11 protein-coding genes are annotated in these 13,350 nt (G+C 68.5%); 4 read left to right on the top strand and 7 right to left on the bottom strand.

Annotation, left to right across the window (positions count from 1 at the left end):
* Positions 1 to 17: 17 nt before the first annotated feature.
* Positions 18 to 1,463 carry a glycosyltransferase family 39 protein gene (locus BLW57_RS14875; RefSeq protein ID WP_093475002.1) on the bottom strand — a complete coding sequence of 482 codons (1,446 nt, stop codon included), beginning with the start codon at positions 1,461 to 1,463 and terminating at the stop codon, positions 18 to 20.
* A 336-nt stretch (positions 1,464 to 1,799) separates the two neighbouring features.
* Between BLW57_RS14875 and BLW57_RS14870 the strand changes: the two genes are divergently transcribed.
* Positions 1,800 to 2,228, top strand: a complete 429-nt coding sequence (locus BLW57_RS14870) for an ankyrin repeat domain-containing protein (protein ID WP_093475001.1) — start codon at positions 1,800 to 1,802, stop codon at positions 2,226 to 2,228.
* Here BLW57_RS14870 and BLW57_RS14865 read toward each other — a convergent pair.
* From BLW57_RS14865 to BLW57_RS14840, 6 genes are all read right to left on the bottom strand, one after another.
* A complete protein-coding gene (locus BLW57_RS14865; RefSeq protein WP_093474999.1) occupies positions 2,225 to 2,965 on the bottom strand; it encodes a class I SAM-dependent methyltransferase in 741 nt (246 codons plus the stop codon). The genes BLW57_RS14870 and BLW57_RS14865 overlap by 4 nt on opposite strands.
* A 256-nt stretch (positions 2,966 to 3,221) precedes the next feature.
* The gene (locus BLW57_RS14860; RefSeq protein ID WP_093474998.1) at positions 3,222 to 4,265 is read right to left on the bottom strand and encodes an ABC transporter ATP-binding protein; all 1,044 of its coding nucleotides are present in this window, start codon (positions 4,263 to 4,265) and stop codon (positions 3,222 to 3,224) included.
* Positions 4,266 to 4,288: 23 nt separating this feature from the next.
* A complete protein-coding gene (locus BLW57_RS14855) occupies positions 4,289 to 5,326 on the bottom strand; it encodes an ABC transporter ATP-binding protein (protein ID WP_093474996.1) in 1,038 nt (345 codons plus the stop codon).
* A gap of 46 nt (positions 5,327 to 5,372) precedes the next feature.
* Entirely contained in the window at positions 5,373 to 6,353 is a 981-nt protein-coding gene (locus tag BLW57_RS14850) for an ABC transporter permease (protein ID WP_093474995.1), read from the bottom strand.
* Positions 6,354 to 6,448: 95 nt separating this feature from the next.
* Complete coding sequence (locus tag BLW57_RS14845; protein WP_093474993.1) at positions 6,449 to 8,206, bottom strand: ABC transporter substrate-binding protein; 1,758 nt, start codon at positions 8,204 to 8,206, stop codon at positions 6,449 to 6,451.
* An 80-nt stretch (positions 8,207 to 8,286) separates the two neighbouring features.
* Complete coding sequence (locus BLW57_RS14840; protein ID WP_176985589.1) at positions 8,287 to 9,315, bottom strand: ABC transporter permease; 1,029 nt, start codon at positions 9,313 to 9,315, stop codon at positions 8,287 to 8,289.
* Positions 9,316 to 9,822: 507 nt separating this feature from the next.
* Between BLW57_RS14840 and BLW57_RS14835 the strand changes: the two genes are divergently transcribed.
* The 3 genes from BLW57_RS14835 to BLW57_RS14825 are packed head-to-tail and all read left to right on the top strand — an operon-like array spanning position 9,823 to position 13,346.
* Entirely contained in the window at positions 9,823 to 11,445 is a 1,623-nt protein-coding gene (locus tag BLW57_RS14835; RefSeq protein ID WP_093474990.1) for a peptide ABC transporter substrate-binding protein, read from the top strand.
* Positions 11,446 to 11,449: 4 nt separating this feature from the next.
* Positions 11,450 to 12,373 carry an ABC transporter permease gene (locus tag BLW57_RS14830; RefSeq protein ID WP_093474989.1) on the top strand — a complete coding sequence of 308 codons (924 nt, stop codon included), beginning with the start codon at positions 11,450 to 11,452 and terminating at the stop codon, positions 12,371 to 12,373.
* The gene (locus BLW57_RS14825; RefSeq protein ID WP_093474987.1) at positions 12,366 to 13,346 is read left to right on the top strand and encodes an ABC transporter permease; all 981 of its coding nucleotides are present in this window, start codon (positions 12,366 to 12,368) and stop codon (positions 13,344 to 13,346) included. The genes BLW57_RS14830 and BLW57_RS14825 overlap by 8 nt, the downstream gene beginning before the upstream one ends.
* The last annotated feature ends 4 nt before the right edge of the window (positions 13,347 to 13,350 follow it).

Raw genomic sequence — 13,350 nt, 5'->3', positions numbered from 1 at the left:
CGTGGCCGTGCCGGCGGTCACGGGCGACGCGCGTACACCGTGACCCGCCGGCCGCGGACCCGCTCATCCGCCACCGCGGTGAAGTACCGCCGCAGTACGGCGGTCTTCGCCCGGTCCCGCTCGGCGGACACCGGCGGGGCCACCTCCGGTGCGTCGGTGACCAGCAGGATGCGGCGCTGCGTCAGCATGGCGGCCCGGATACGGTGCGGCGGGGCCTCCTCGCCCTTGAGGTTCCCGGCTTCCACGGGGTCCCTGACGAGCGCGATGTCCCGGAGCCCGGCGAAGTCGTCGGGGGAGACCTGGGCGGTGTCGCGCCGGTCCGCGGGGATGAAGAGGACAGCGTCCCCGGTCCTCTTCAGCTTCCGGACGTCCCCGGCCACCGCGAGGACGTCGTCCACGCGGCTGGCCGGGGACCGCGTGGCCAGCAACTGCGGTGACAGCGCCGCCAGCGCCGTCACGACCGCCACCGGGACGAGCCAGCGCGCGGCGCCCGGATGTCGGCGGGCCGCCGACCGGGTCGCCGCCGCCAGCGCCCCTCCGATCAGCAGCGCCAGGCCCAGCATGGCGAACAGGACATAGCGCTCCTGATACAGCGGCCGGACCAGGGACACACCGATCAGGCCGAGCAACGGCACTGCCAGCAGCGGCAGTCCGACGGCCGCCACCGACAGACGGCCCGCCCGCGGCCGGCCCGGCAGGGCGAGGAGACCGCCGAGCGTCAGCAGGACGGCCGGGCCGATCAGCGTGTGCCGGGTCAGCGGCGGTATCCAGGCCACCTGGTGTGCCTGACCCCGGCTGAACAGGATCAGCGGCAGCGCACCCGCGACCACGGCCCACGCGGTGACCGCCCAGCGCGTCCGGGTCCCGCGCCCGGCCCCCGTCCACACCACCGTCGCCAGATGGGCGGGCAGGATCAGCAGCGACAGCCAGTTCAGCAGCGCGCAGACCAGCACCGTGCCGCCGTACGCCACCCAGTGCCCGGTCCGTCCGCGCCCCTGGAGCACGTCGACGAGAAGCAGCGTCGAGATCGCCGCCCCCGCGCACACGAACGCGTACGGGCGGCCGTCCTGGAGGGAGAACTGCACGGCGGGAAGGAGCCCGAACGCCAGCCCGGCGCCGACACCGGCGCCGGCACCGGCCAGTCGGTGGCCGACGGCCGTGACACAGGACGCGGCCACGGCCATGGCCAGTACGGAGGGCAGCCTGAGGGTCGTGATGCTCGGCCCGAAGCAGCTGAACAGCCCGTGCATCAGCAGGTAGTACAGCCCGTGCACGGCGTCGACCTGCCCCAGCAGGTGCTCGAGTTCGGGCAGGGACCGCTGGGCCGCCATCCAGGTCGCGGCCTCGTCCCGCCACACGCTGTGCTGCCGGGACAGTCCCCACACACCCAGACCGACGGTCCAGGGCAGCGGGATCAGCCATAAGGGCAGCCGGAAGCGGGGTCGGGGCGAACGGCAGTTCATGGGGAGGCTCGGGCTCCAAGCTGTCGACGTCCACGCCACCGGGGGACGCGCCTGTCGAGAGCCGCGTGTGCTCGTCCCGGCTGCCGCCGTCAGCCACCCCCTTGGCTCCACCGCATGGTCGGAGGTCGGCCGACCGGGTGGGCATGCCGAAAACCTACCTGGGGCGCGCGGGGGACAACCAGTGACCAAGTCCATGATCACAATCACGCTCGGCACGGGGAACCTCGGCGGCGTGCGGTGACCAAATTGCTTGCTATGTCGCAAAAATGACAGACCATCAGACGCTCTGGGACATGCTCGAGCCCTTCCCCTGGCCGGCCGCTATTCTCGGCGCTCATGAACCGACGGCAGCGCAAGAAACTCTCCCGGCGGCTGTTCGACGCGATCCTGTCGGGCGACCCGGCCCGGGTGCGCTCGCTGCTGCGATCCGGCGCGGATCCCGAGCAGGCCGACCGGGACGGTGCGACTCCCCTTTACCTGGCGTCCGTCAACGGGGAGGCCGGGATCGTGCGCCTGCTCCTGGCGGCCGGTGCGTGCCCGGACACCGAGAGCGGCGGGCCCGGCACGGACGGGACACCCCTGTGCGCGGCCGCGTGCTGGGGGTACACCGAGACCGTGCGCGCGTTGCTGGAGCACGGAGCGGATCCGGGCCTGCGTGAGGATCGCGGAACCGGCCGCGCCCCGCTGGACTGGGCGCTCGCCGGCCCCCATCCCGGAACCGCCGGACTGCTGGCCGCGGCGGGAGCGGTGGCCGGAGCTCCCTAGGCCCGGCCGACCACTGTGATGATCTCGGGGGCGGTCGGGGTGAGGGGGCCCCGGCTCCAGTCGCCGTACTGTTCGACGACCGCCAGGCCGGCCTCCGTGAGGAAGCCCTCCAGGGTCTCGGCGTCCAGGAAGCGCAGGGTGGTGCGGCTGACCCTGGGGGCCGGCCAGCCGTCGCCGGAGAAGGTCTCCGTGAACCGCACCAGGCCCCGCTCCGGGTCCTCGTCCTGCACCTCGTGCCACACCCGCACCGGTGTGCCGTCGTCGGCGGTGATGGAGTGCACCCGCTCCGGAGTCCACCGCTCCCAGCCGCGGGCGGCCGGGTTCCGGGTCTCGAACACGAACCTCCCGTCGTCCGCGAGGGCCGCGCGGACGCCGCCGAGGCAGTGCCGGATGTCCTGGTCGCGGACCAGCGCCTGGAAGGCGTGCCCGGTCATCACGACGAGGTCGAAGTCCGCCTCCCACCGCCGTACCCGCGTGTCCCCGAGCACCCACTCGACGTCGGGCCGGGCCCGGCGCGCCTGGACGAGCATGGCGGCGGCCGGGTCGAGTCCCATCAGCCGGCCCTCGTGCCCCTCGGACCGGGCCTGCCGCAGCAGCCGCCCGGTGCCACAGCCGATGTCCAGCACGGAGCGGGCGTCTCTCACCAGACCGAGGTAGAAGTCGTCACTCGGCCCCCAGGGATTGAGGCCGTCGTACAGTGCGGCGAGCGAGAGATCGGCGAACGAGTGATCTACCACCGCGGCAGTCTGACACACGATGCTGAACGGCGCGTCAGTTTCCGGCCCAGTTCTTGAGGGGTTCTCAACTCCGAACGACCGTATGGAGTTTGGGTCGGTGACACGTGACCGTGGGGTGCGTTCGGCGCGGAGGAACGACGAAGGCCCGCATCCGGGTGGACGCGGGCCTTCATCCCCTGGATCGGACTTCATGGGCTCGGGTCAATGGGCCGAGAAGGTCCGTTCCGCAAGGGGGCGGCTGACGAAAAGGGGTGTGTCAGGCCGCCGCCTCGGGGTCCTTGGACAGGCGCTGCGCCGGGATGAGGTCCGCCGTCTCCGGGTAGTGGCAGGCCGTCAGGTGGCCCGGCTTGTTGCCGTCCACCTGGACCAGCGGCGGTGCCTCGGTCGCGCACTTCTCCGTCGCCTTCCAGCAGCGGGTACGGAAACGGCAGCCGGAGGGCGGGTTGATCGGCGACGGCACGTCACCGGTCAGGCGGATGCGCTCACGGGGCTCCTCGTCCACCGTGGCCTCGGGCACGGCGGACAGCAGGGCCCGCGTGTACGGGTGGCGCGGGTTGTCGTACAGGTCCTCGCGGTCTGCTATCTCGACGATCTTACCCAGGTACATGACCGCGACGCGCTGTGAGAAGTGCCGCACGATCGCGAGGTCGTGAGCGATGAACACGAACGCGATGCCGAGTTCGTTCTGCACCTTCTGGAGCAGGTTGACGACCTGGGCCTGGATCGACACGTCGAGTGCGGAGACCGGCTCGTCGGCGACGATCAGCTTCGGCTCCAGGGCGAGCGCGCGGGCCACACCGATGCGCTGACGCTGGCCACCGGAGAACTCGTGCGGGAACCGGTTGTAGTGCTCCGGGTTGAGACCGACGATCTCCAGCAGCTCGCGCACGCGCTTCTCGCGGCCGCCGGCCGGGTTGACGTCGTTGATCTCCATCGGGCCGGAGATGATCTTGCCGACCGTGTGCCGCGGGTTCAGCGAGGCGTACGGGTCCTGGAAGATCATCTGGATCTCGGACCGGATCGGCGCCAGGTCCTTGCGGCCCGCGTGCGTGATGTCCTGCCCGCGGTAGCTGATCTTGCCCGCCGTGGGCTCCATCAGCCGGGTGATCAGCCGGCCGGTGGTCGACTTGCCGCAGCCGGACTCGCCGACGAGGCCCAGGCTCTCGCCCTCGCCGACCTGGAAGTCCAGGCCGTCGACGGCCTGGACGGCGCCGACGGTACGGCGGATCGGGAAGCCGCCCTTGATCGGGAAGTGCTTGGTCAGCCCGGAGACGTCCAGGAGGGGGTTCGTGTTGCTCATGATCGTGAAGTCCCGTCAGTCCGTCAGTTGTGCGGGGTCGCGGCGAAGTCGGCGAAGAGTTCCTGCTTCTGCTCCGGCGTGAGGTGGCACGCGGAGCCACGGCCCTCCAGGACCTCGAGCAGGGGGCGCTCGGTGGAGCACAGACCGCCCTCCACCTTCTCCGCGAAGGCGCAGCGAGGGTGGAAGCGGCAACCGGTCGGCGGGTTGAGCAGCGAGGGCGGCGAGCCCGGGATGGGCGTCAGCGGGACGTCCACCGACCCGTTCAGGCTGGGCATCGAGTTGAGCAGGCCCACCGTGTAGGGGTGCTGCGGGTCGCCCAGCACCTCCTTCTTCGTGCCGCGCTCCACGCACCGGCCGCCGTACATCACCAGGACGTCGTCCGCGATGTCGGCGATGACGCCGAGGTCGTGGGTGATGAAGATGATGGCGGTGCCGAACTCCTGCTGGAGGTCCTTGAGCAGGTCCATGATCTGGGCCTGCACGGTCACGTCCAGCGCGGTCGTCGGCTCGTCCGCGATCAGCAGCTCGGGGTCGCACACCAGCGCCATCGCGATCATCGCGCGCTGGCGCATACCGCCGGAGAACTGGTGCGGGTAGTCGTCGACCCGCATGTCCGGCTGCGGGATGCCGACCCGGCGCAGCATCTCGATCGCGCGCTTGCGGGCCTCGGACCTGGAGCAGCCCGTGTGCTTGCGGTAGGTCTCGCCGATCTGCGTACCGATGGTGTGGTACGGCGACAGCGAGGCCAGCGCGTCCTGGAAGATCATGGACATCTTGTTGCCGCGGAGCCGCTCCAGCTCCTTCTCGGTGGCCGTGAGCAGCTCCTTGCCGTCGAGGAGGATCTCGCCCTCGATGGCGGTGCGGTCGCGGTCGTGCAGGCCCAGGATCGTCAGGTTCGTCACGGACTTGCCCGAGCCCGACTCACCCACGATGCCGAGGGTCTTGCCCTTGATCAGGTCGAAGCTGAGCCCGTCGACGGCCTTGACGATGCCGTCCTCGGTGGAGAAGTGGACCTTGAGGTCCCTGATGGAGAGGAACGGCTGCTGATCGGTGCTCGTCACGGGGACGCTCCTGGGGTGATGCGAGGGGTAGGGGGTGCGGCGGAGGTCAGGCGAGCCGGATCCGCGGGTCGATGAGGGCGTAGACGGCGTCCACGATGATGTTGAAGATCACGATCGCGCCGGCCGACAGGAGGGTGACGCCGAGCACCATGGGCAGGTCGCTCTTGTTCACGGCGTCGAGCGCGAGCCGGCCCACGCCCTGGAGGCTGAAGACGGACTCGGTGATGATCGCGCCGCCGATCAGGGTGCCCAGGTCGACACCGAAGATGGTGACGATCGGGCCCATCGCGCCACGCCAGGCGAAGCGGAAGAAGACGTTGCGGCGGGAGAGACCCTTGGCGCGGGCCGTGCGGACGTAGTCCTCGGTGAGCTGCTCCACGAGCTGGGAGCGGGCCATACGCGTGTAGTTCGCGGTGAAGATGATCGCGAGGACCAGCCACGGCAGCAGCAGGCCGGAGGCCCACGACGCCGGGTCCTCGGTGATCGGCGTGTACGACGGGTTGTCGAGGATGCCGAGCTTGAACACGAGGAAGTACATCGCGATGTACCCGACGAAGTAGATCTGCAGCGAGGAGCCGACCAGCGAGGCGGAGCTGGCCGCCTTGTCCTGCCACTTGCCCTGCTTGAGGGCGGCGATCATGCCGGCGCCGACGCCGAAGACGAGGAAGACCACGGCCGCGCCGAAGGCGAGGGAGAGCGTCAGCGGAAGCCGGTCCAGGATCGTGCCGAGGACGGGCTCGCGGTTGGCGAACGAGTAGCCGAGGCACGGCGCGCTGCAGTCGCCGAAGTCGCCGTAGCTGCGTCCGACGAAGATGCCCTTCAGCCAGTACCAGTACTGGACCGGGACCGGGTGGTCGATGCCCAGGTTGTGCCGCACCTGCTTGAGCATGTCAGGCGTGCAGTTCTTGCCGCAGGACATCATGGCGGGGTCACGCGGGATGGCGTAGAAGAGCCAGAAGGTGACTGCGCTGATGATCAACAGGATGACCAGCGCGCCGAGGACTCGGCGGACAAGGAAGCGGAACATGGGGCGTGACTTTCCGGACGGGGCGCCGTCGCCGGGGTGAGGGGTGGGCCGGAGGGGGCGGCCAGGTCATGGCCGCCCCCAGGGGTCGTGCGCTCTTACTTCTTGGCGTAGAGCTTGGAGAGCGCGATGCAGGTGTTGCCGGCGTCGAACACGACGTTGCCGACCTTCGACCCGTACATCCAGTTACGGATGGAGTGGTAGTCCGGGACGACCGCCGCCAGCTCCATGATCTGGCGGTCGACGTTGCCCCAGGCCTTGTTGGCCTTGTCCGGGTCGGCGATCTTCGACGCGGCGTCGATCGCCTTGTTGACGCTCGGGTCGTTCAGCTGGGCGTAGTTGCTGCGGCCGTCGCCGATGTTCTTGCCGCTCCAGCAGGGGTAGAAGACCGAGTAGCCGTTCGGCCAGTCCGGGCTCCAGCCGGCCGCGAACAGGTCGAAGTCGTTGTCGACCTTGCCGATCTGCGTGTAGAAGGTCGACTTGTCGACCTGCTTGTTGACGACCTGGAAGCCGGCGGCCTCGAGGGCGTTCTTGATCGCGACGGCGGACTTCACCGCGTTGTCGGAGTGCTGGTAGGCGATGACCAGCTTCTGGCCGACCTTGCCGGCCTCCTTCAGCAGGGCCTTGGCCTTGACCGGGTCGCCACCGGGCTTCTTGTCCGTGCCGTAGAGGTCGAACTTCTCGTAACCCGGGGTCACGGGGCTGAGGATGGTGGTGGCCAGCTCGCTGGACGCCTTGCCGCCGCGGATGGTCTGCAGCTGCTGGTGCGGCCACGCCCAGTTGATGGCCTGGCGGACCTTGACGTCCTTGATGCGGGTCATGTTGATCGGCCAGTAGTACGTGACCGTGTCGACCTGGGTGAGGACGCGCTCCTTGAGCTTCGCGTTGGTGAGGACCTGCGCGATGCGCTCCGGGGCGACCTCGTTGAAGATCGACATCGTGTACTGGTCGTTGCCCTTGTCCGCCATGTACCGGTCGGTGGAGGCGATCAGCTCGAAGCCGAACTGGAAGACGTACTTGTCCGGGTAGGCGTTGCGGATCGGGTCCGTCTTCGCGTCCCAGTGGTCGTTGCGCACGTAGGTCAGCGACTTGCCGATCTTGCGGTCACCGATCTTGTACGGGCCGCAGGAGAACGGGCGCTTGTCGTACTTCTCCTTGGTGTCGTGCTTCTTGGGCACCAGGGAGTAGCCGCGCATCGCCAGGGTGTAGTTGAAGTCGGCGCGCGCTTCGGTGAGGTGGAAGGTGATCGTCTTGCCGGAGACCTCGATCGAGTCGAGCTCCTTGCCGCTGTACGGGCCCTTGTACTTGTCGCCGCCGACCAGCCACTGCTGGACGTAGCGCGGACCCTCGGTCACGAAGGACGCGAAGAGGCGCTCGAAGGTGTGGCGGACGTCGTCCATGGAGAGGTCGGAGCCGTCCTCCCACTTGATGCCGTCCTTGATGGTGAACGACCAGGTCTTGCCGCCGTTCTTCATGGTGCCGGCGTCCGTGGCCGCGTCACCGACGAGGGTGCAGCCACCCTTCTCGTCGAGCTTGTAGCCGGTCAGACCACGCATGATCGGGACGGTGATGGCGCCCTCGGTCGAGACGTAGATCTGGGCCGGGTCCATGTGGTCCATGTCGAACTGGTCGAGCGAGTAGATGGTCCCGCCCTTGACCGCGTCCTTGACCTCGGGAGCCGGGCCGGTCGAGTCGGCCTTGGTGCCGACCGGGATGTTGACGGCCTTGGAGTCGCTCACCGAGGGCACGTTGTCGTGGCCGGAGCTCTTCGAGCCACTGCTGCAGGCGCTCAGCACCGAGGAGGAGGCGGCCACCACACCGGTGGCGATCAGGAAGTTTCGACGAGAAAAGGACATGCTGAGCCTGCCTAGAGAGTTGATCGGAACAGACGGGACCAGCCGGGTGTCACCGCCCCGGGCCGGGTGGAACTGCGTTGCTACCGCTTCGACTTCGGGTCGAGTGCGTCACGCACGGAGTCGCCGAGCAGGTTGAAGGCGAGGACGAAGATCACCATGGCGAGGCCCGGGAAGAGCATGAAGGTGATGTCCTCGGTGTAGAACGTGGCGCCGCGGCCGATCATCACGCCCCAGTCGGGGGTGGGGTCGGTGACGCCGACGCCGAGGAAGGCCAGACCGGCCTCGGCGGTCACGTACGCCGGAAGCATGAGCGTGGACTGGATGATGATCGGAGTCCACAGGTTGGGCAGCAACTCCTTGAACACGATGCGCATCGGAGACGCGCCCGTGACCTTCGCCGCCTCGACGAACTCACGCTCGCGCAGACCGAGTACCTGGCCTCGCAGCAGTCGGGCGATGGACGCCCAGCCGAAGGCGGACAGCACGACGATCAGGGAGAGGACGACCAGTCCGGTCGGGATGTTGTCGTCCGGCTTGACGAAGATGCCGTAGACGACGGGCATGAACGCGATGAAGAACAGGGTCGACGGGAACGACAGCAGGATGTCGATGACCCGGCCGACGAGGTAGTCCGTCTTGCCGCCGAGGTAGCCCGCCGTGACGCCGACCACGACGCCGACGACCGTGGTGAGGATCGTGGCCGCCGCGGCGATGCCCAGCGAGTTCCGGATCGCGTAGAGCAGGAACGTGAAGACGTCCCGGCCGAGCTGGGGCTCGATGCCGAACCAGAAGTCGGAGCTCATGCCGCCGTTGGGGCCGGCGGGGTACGAGAAGGCGTCGAGCAGGCTCGGGTCCTGGCTCGCGTAGGTGGTGTACGGGTCCTTGCCGTACAGCTTCGAGATCAGCGGCGCAGCGATGCCGATCACGAAGAAGAAGATCACGATGCAGGCGGATATGACACCCGTCCGGTCGCGCTTGAAGCGCTTCCAGGCAAGTCGTCCCGGAGAACGCCCCTCGCTGCCCTTCGAGTCGCCGGAAGCGATCGACTTCGCGGCGGACTCGTCGGTCACCTCGAGGGGGACAGCCGTAGATGGAGTTGGGAGGGTCATGGTGCTCCTGCGGCCCAAGGGTGGGTCAGAGATGACTCCGCAGGGCGCTCCCCTACGGGCTACGCCGGACTTTTTCAACGCAATTCATTCAAGGTCAATAAATTCTCGGTCGGCTTGGTTGTCTATTTACCTTCTTTGCTCGCGCTTGACTGTTCCGTAGCTACGCGGGTAGCGCCCTGTAATCAATCCGTGCTTCACATCGGACTAACTGGACTATTCGGGCAAGAAGTTCGATATACGGACGGTGGTATGTCGAAATGCGTACATCGACGCGTCGGAATCCAACGTTTCGGCATCGTTGCCCGAAGATCTATTGCGCTTCCGGACCAAGATCCACCGGGTGTGGCCCCTGTCGGTCGGCGAGGGTGCCCGATTTCCCGCCCGGAGTGGGCCCTCGCGCGTGCATCCGGCTGAGTTCCGGCCCGTCGACCCATCGGAACATACCATTCTGTCCCTTATTCGTGATATTGACCGTTAATGGACCAATAGTCACGGAGGAGGCACGCCATGCGGGGAACCGGGCCTGTGGGGCGGACCGCCGGCGCGCTCGCCCTGGTGTTCCTGGCCGTCGCCTGCGGAAGCGGCGCGAGCGGCATCGGCGGTCCCGGCACGCTGACCTCCTCCTGGGGCGACCCGCAGAACCCGCTGGAGCCCGCCAACACCAACGAGGTGCAGGGCGGCAAGGTACTCGACATGATCTTCCGCGGCCTCAAGCGGTACGACCCGAGGACGGGCAAGGCCACCGACATGCTCGCCGAGCGGATCGACACCACCGACTCGCGGAACTTCAGCATCACCGTCAAGGACGGCTGGCGGTTCAGCAACGGGGAGCCGGTCACCGCGAGCTCCTTCGTCGACGCGTGGAACTACGGCGCGAGCCTGCGCAACAACCAGAAGAACGCCTACTTCTTCGGCTACATCGAGGGCTACGACAAGGTCCACCCCGACAGCGGCGCCCAGACCGCCGACAGCCTGTCGGGGCTCAAGGTCACCGGCCCCCGCACGTTCACCGTCCGGCTCAACCAGAAGTTCTCCAGCTTCCCCGACACCCTCGGCTACGTCGCCTTCGCTCCGCTGCCGCGCACGTTCTTCACCGATCACGCGGCCTGGGTGAGCAGGCCGGTCGGGAACGGGCCGTACCAGGTCCAGTCGTACACCAAGGGCTCCGCCATGGCCCTGCGGAAGTGGAACGCCTACCCGGGCCCCGACCGTGCCCGCAACGACGGCGTGAGCCTGCTGGTCTACACCGACACCAGCACCGCGTACACCGATGTGCTGGCCGGCAACCTCGACCTGGTGGACGACGTGCCCGCCGCCCAGCTCAAGAACGTCGAGACCGACCTGGACGGCCGCTACATCAACACCCCGGCCGGCATCCTGCAGACCCTCGCCTTCCCGTTCTACGACCCGAAGTGGAACACCGCCGGCGCCCGGAAGGTCCGCACCGGCCTGTCGATGGCCATCAACCGGAAGCAGATCACCGAGACCATCTTCCGCGGCACCCGCACCCCGGCCACCGACTGGACCTCCCCGGTCCTCGGCGTCGACGGCGGCTTCAAGGCCGGCCTGTGCGGCCCCGCCTGCGAGTACGACCCGGTCCGGGCGAAGCAGCTGATCGAGGAGGGCGGCGGCATCCCCGGCGGCCGGCTGAAGATCACCTACAACGCGGACTCGGGCTCGCACAAGCAGTGGGTGGACGCCGTGTGCAACTCCATCAACAACGCGCTCGGCAACGACACGGCCTGCGTCGGCAACCCGATCGGCACCTTCGCCGACTTCCGCAACCAGATCACCCAGCACAGGATGTCCGGTCCCTTCCGGGCCGGCTGGCAGATGGACTACCCGTTGATCCAGAACTTCCTGCAGCCGCTGTACTACACGGGCGCCTCCTCCAACGACGGCAAGTGGTCCGACAAGCGGTTCGACCGGCTCGTCGACGAGGCCAACGCCGAGAGCGACACCCCCAAGGCGATCGCGCTCTTCCAGCAGGCCGAGGGCGTGGTGCGGGACAACATGGCCGCCGTCCCGCTCTGGTACCAGAACGGCAGCGCCGGCTACTCCGCGCGGCTGTCCCACGTGGCCCTGAACCCCTTCAGCGTGCCGGTCTACAACGAGATCAAGGTCGGCTGACGGCATGGGACGCTACGTCGCCAGGCGGCTGCTCCAGATGATCCCGGTGTTCATCGGGGCCACCCTGCTGATCTTCCTCATGGTGAACGTGATGGGCGACCCCATCGCCGGGCTGTGCGGTGAGCGCTCCTGCGACCCGGCGACGGCCGCCCAGCTGAAGAAGGAGTTCGGCCTCGACAAGCCGCTGTGGCAGCAGTACCTGACCTACATGGGGAACGTCTTCACCGGGGACTTCGGGACGGCGTTCAACGGCCAGCCGGTCACCGAGCTGATGGCCACGGCGTTCCCGGTCACCATCCGGCTCACGATCGTCGCGATCCTCTTCGAGATCGTCGTCGGCATCGCCCTCGGCGTGGTGACCGGACTGCGGCGCGGCCGGCCCGTCGACACCTCGGTCCTCGTCCTGACCCTCGTCGTCATCTCCGTCCCCACCTTCGTCACCGGCCTGCTGCTCCAGCTGCTGCTCGGCGTCGAGTGGGGCTGGATCAAGCCCTCCGTCTCGCCTGCGGCAAGCTTCGACGAGCTGATCGTGCCCGGCCTGGTCCTCGCCTCCGTCTCGCTCGCCTACGTCACCCGGCTCACCCGTACCTCCATCGCCGAGAACAAGCGGGCCGACTACGTCCGCACGGCGATCGCCAAGGGCCTGCCCCGGCACCGGGTCATCACCCGGCACCTGCTGCGCAACTCCCTGATCCCGGTGGTCACCTTCATCGGCTTCGACATCGGCGCGCTGATGGGCGGCGCGATCGTCACCGAGCGGATCTTCAACATCCACGGCGTCGGCTACCAGCTCTACCAGGGCATCCTGCGGCAGAACACCCAGACGGTCGTCGGCTTCGTGACCGTGCTCGTCCTGGTCTTCCTCGTCGCCAACCTGCTCGTCGACCTGCTCTACGCCGTACTCGACCCGAGGATCCGCTATGCCTGAGCAGCCGTACGAGCCCGAGGGCGCGATCGCGGGGACCGGTATGGGCGGCGCGATGGACCTCGGGGCGAGCGAGGCGGTCACGCTCGAAGGGGCGCCGGGAGGACGCGAGGGGACGGGAGCGCAGGGCAAGCCGCGCTCGCTGTGGTCCGACGCCTGGCGGGACCTGCGGCGCAACCCGGTCTTCATCCTCTCCGGCCTCGTCATCCTGTTCCTGGTCTTCATCTCCCTGTGGCCGTCGGCGATCGCCTCCGGCAGCCCGCTCCAGTGCGACCTCGCCAAGGCCCAGGACGGGCCGGGGCCGGGTGCCCCCTTCGGGTACGACGGCCAGGGCTGCAACGTCTACACGCGCACCGTGTACGGCGCCCGCACCTCGGTCACGGTCGGTGTGCTGGCCACGCTCGGCGTGGCCGTCCTCGGTTCGGTGCTCGGCGGACTCGCGGGCTACTTCACCGGGATCTGGGACTCGCTCCTGTCCCGCGTCACCGACATCTTCTTCGCCATCCCGGTCGTCCTCGGCGGTCTCGTCCTCCTCTCCGTCGTGACCAGCAATACGGTCTGGCCGGTCATCGGGTTCATGGTGCTGCTCGGCTGGCCGCAGATCTCGCGCATCGCCCGCGGCTCGGTCATCACCGCCAAGCAGAACGACTACGTGCAGGCCGCCCGCGCCCTCGGCGCCTCGGACTCCCGGATCCTGCTCCGGCACATCGCCCCGAACGCCGTCGCGCCGGTGATCGTCGTGGCGACCATCGCCCTCGGCACCTACATCGCCCTGGAGGCGACCCTGTCCTACCTCGGCGTCGGCCTCAAGCCGCCCAGCGTCTCCTGGGGGATCGACATCTCCGCCGCGTCCCCGTACATCCGCAACGCCCCGCACGCCCTGCTGTGGCCCTCGGGGGCCCTGGCCGTCACCGTCCTGGCCTTCATCATGCTCGGCGACGCGGTCCGCGACGCCCTCGACCCGAAGCTGAGGTGATGGT

The organism is Streptomyces sp. 1222.5 (assembly GCF_900105245.1).
Taxonomy (GTDB): domain Bacteria; phylum Actinomycetota; class Actinomycetes; order Streptomycetales; family Streptomycetaceae; genus Streptomyces; species Streptomyces albidocamelliae.
Note: the sequence above shows the minus strand (reverse complement) of the source record. Positions and strands in the feature narration are given on the sequence as shown.

Excerpts from the sequence above, each read along its gene's own strand:
- BLW57_RS14875 (WP_093475002.1), bottom strand. The coding sequence starts at position 1,463 with ATGAACTGCCGTTCGCCCCGACCCCGCTTCCGGCTGCCCTTATGGCTG.
- BLW57_RS14870 (WP_093475001.1), top strand. The coding sequence starts at position 1,800 with ATGAACCGACGGCAGCGCAAGAAACTCTCCCGGCGGCTGTTCGACGCG.
- BLW57_RS14860 (WP_093474998.1), bottom strand. The coding sequence starts at position 4,265 with ATGAGCAACACGAACCCCCTCCTGGACGTCTCCGGGCTGACCAAGCAC.
- BLW57_RS14850 (WP_093474995.1), bottom strand. The coding sequence starts at position 6,353 with ATGTTCCGCTTCCTTGTCCGCCGAGTCCTCGGCGCGCTGGTCATCCTG.
- BLW57_RS14845 (WP_093474993.1), bottom strand. The coding sequence starts at position 8,206 with ATGTCCTTTTCTCGTCGAAACTTCCTGATCGCCACCGGTGTGGTGGCC.
- BLW57_RS14840 (WP_176985589.1), bottom strand. The coding sequence starts at position 9,315 with ATGACCCTCCCAACTCCATCTACGGCTGTCCCCCTCGAGGTGACCGAC.
- BLW57_RS14835 (WP_093474990.1), top strand. The coding sequence starts at position 9,823 with ATGCGGGGAACCGGGCCTGTGGGGCGGACCGCCGGCGCGCTCGCCCTG.
- BLW57_RS14830 (WP_093474989.1), top strand. The coding sequence starts at position 11,450 with ATGGGACGCTACGTCGCCAGGCGGCTGCTCCAGATGATCCCGGTGTTC.
- BLW57_RS14825 (WP_093474987.1), top strand. The coding sequence starts at position 12,366 with ATGCCTGAGCAGCCGTACGAGCCCGAGGGCGCGATCGCGGGGACCGGT.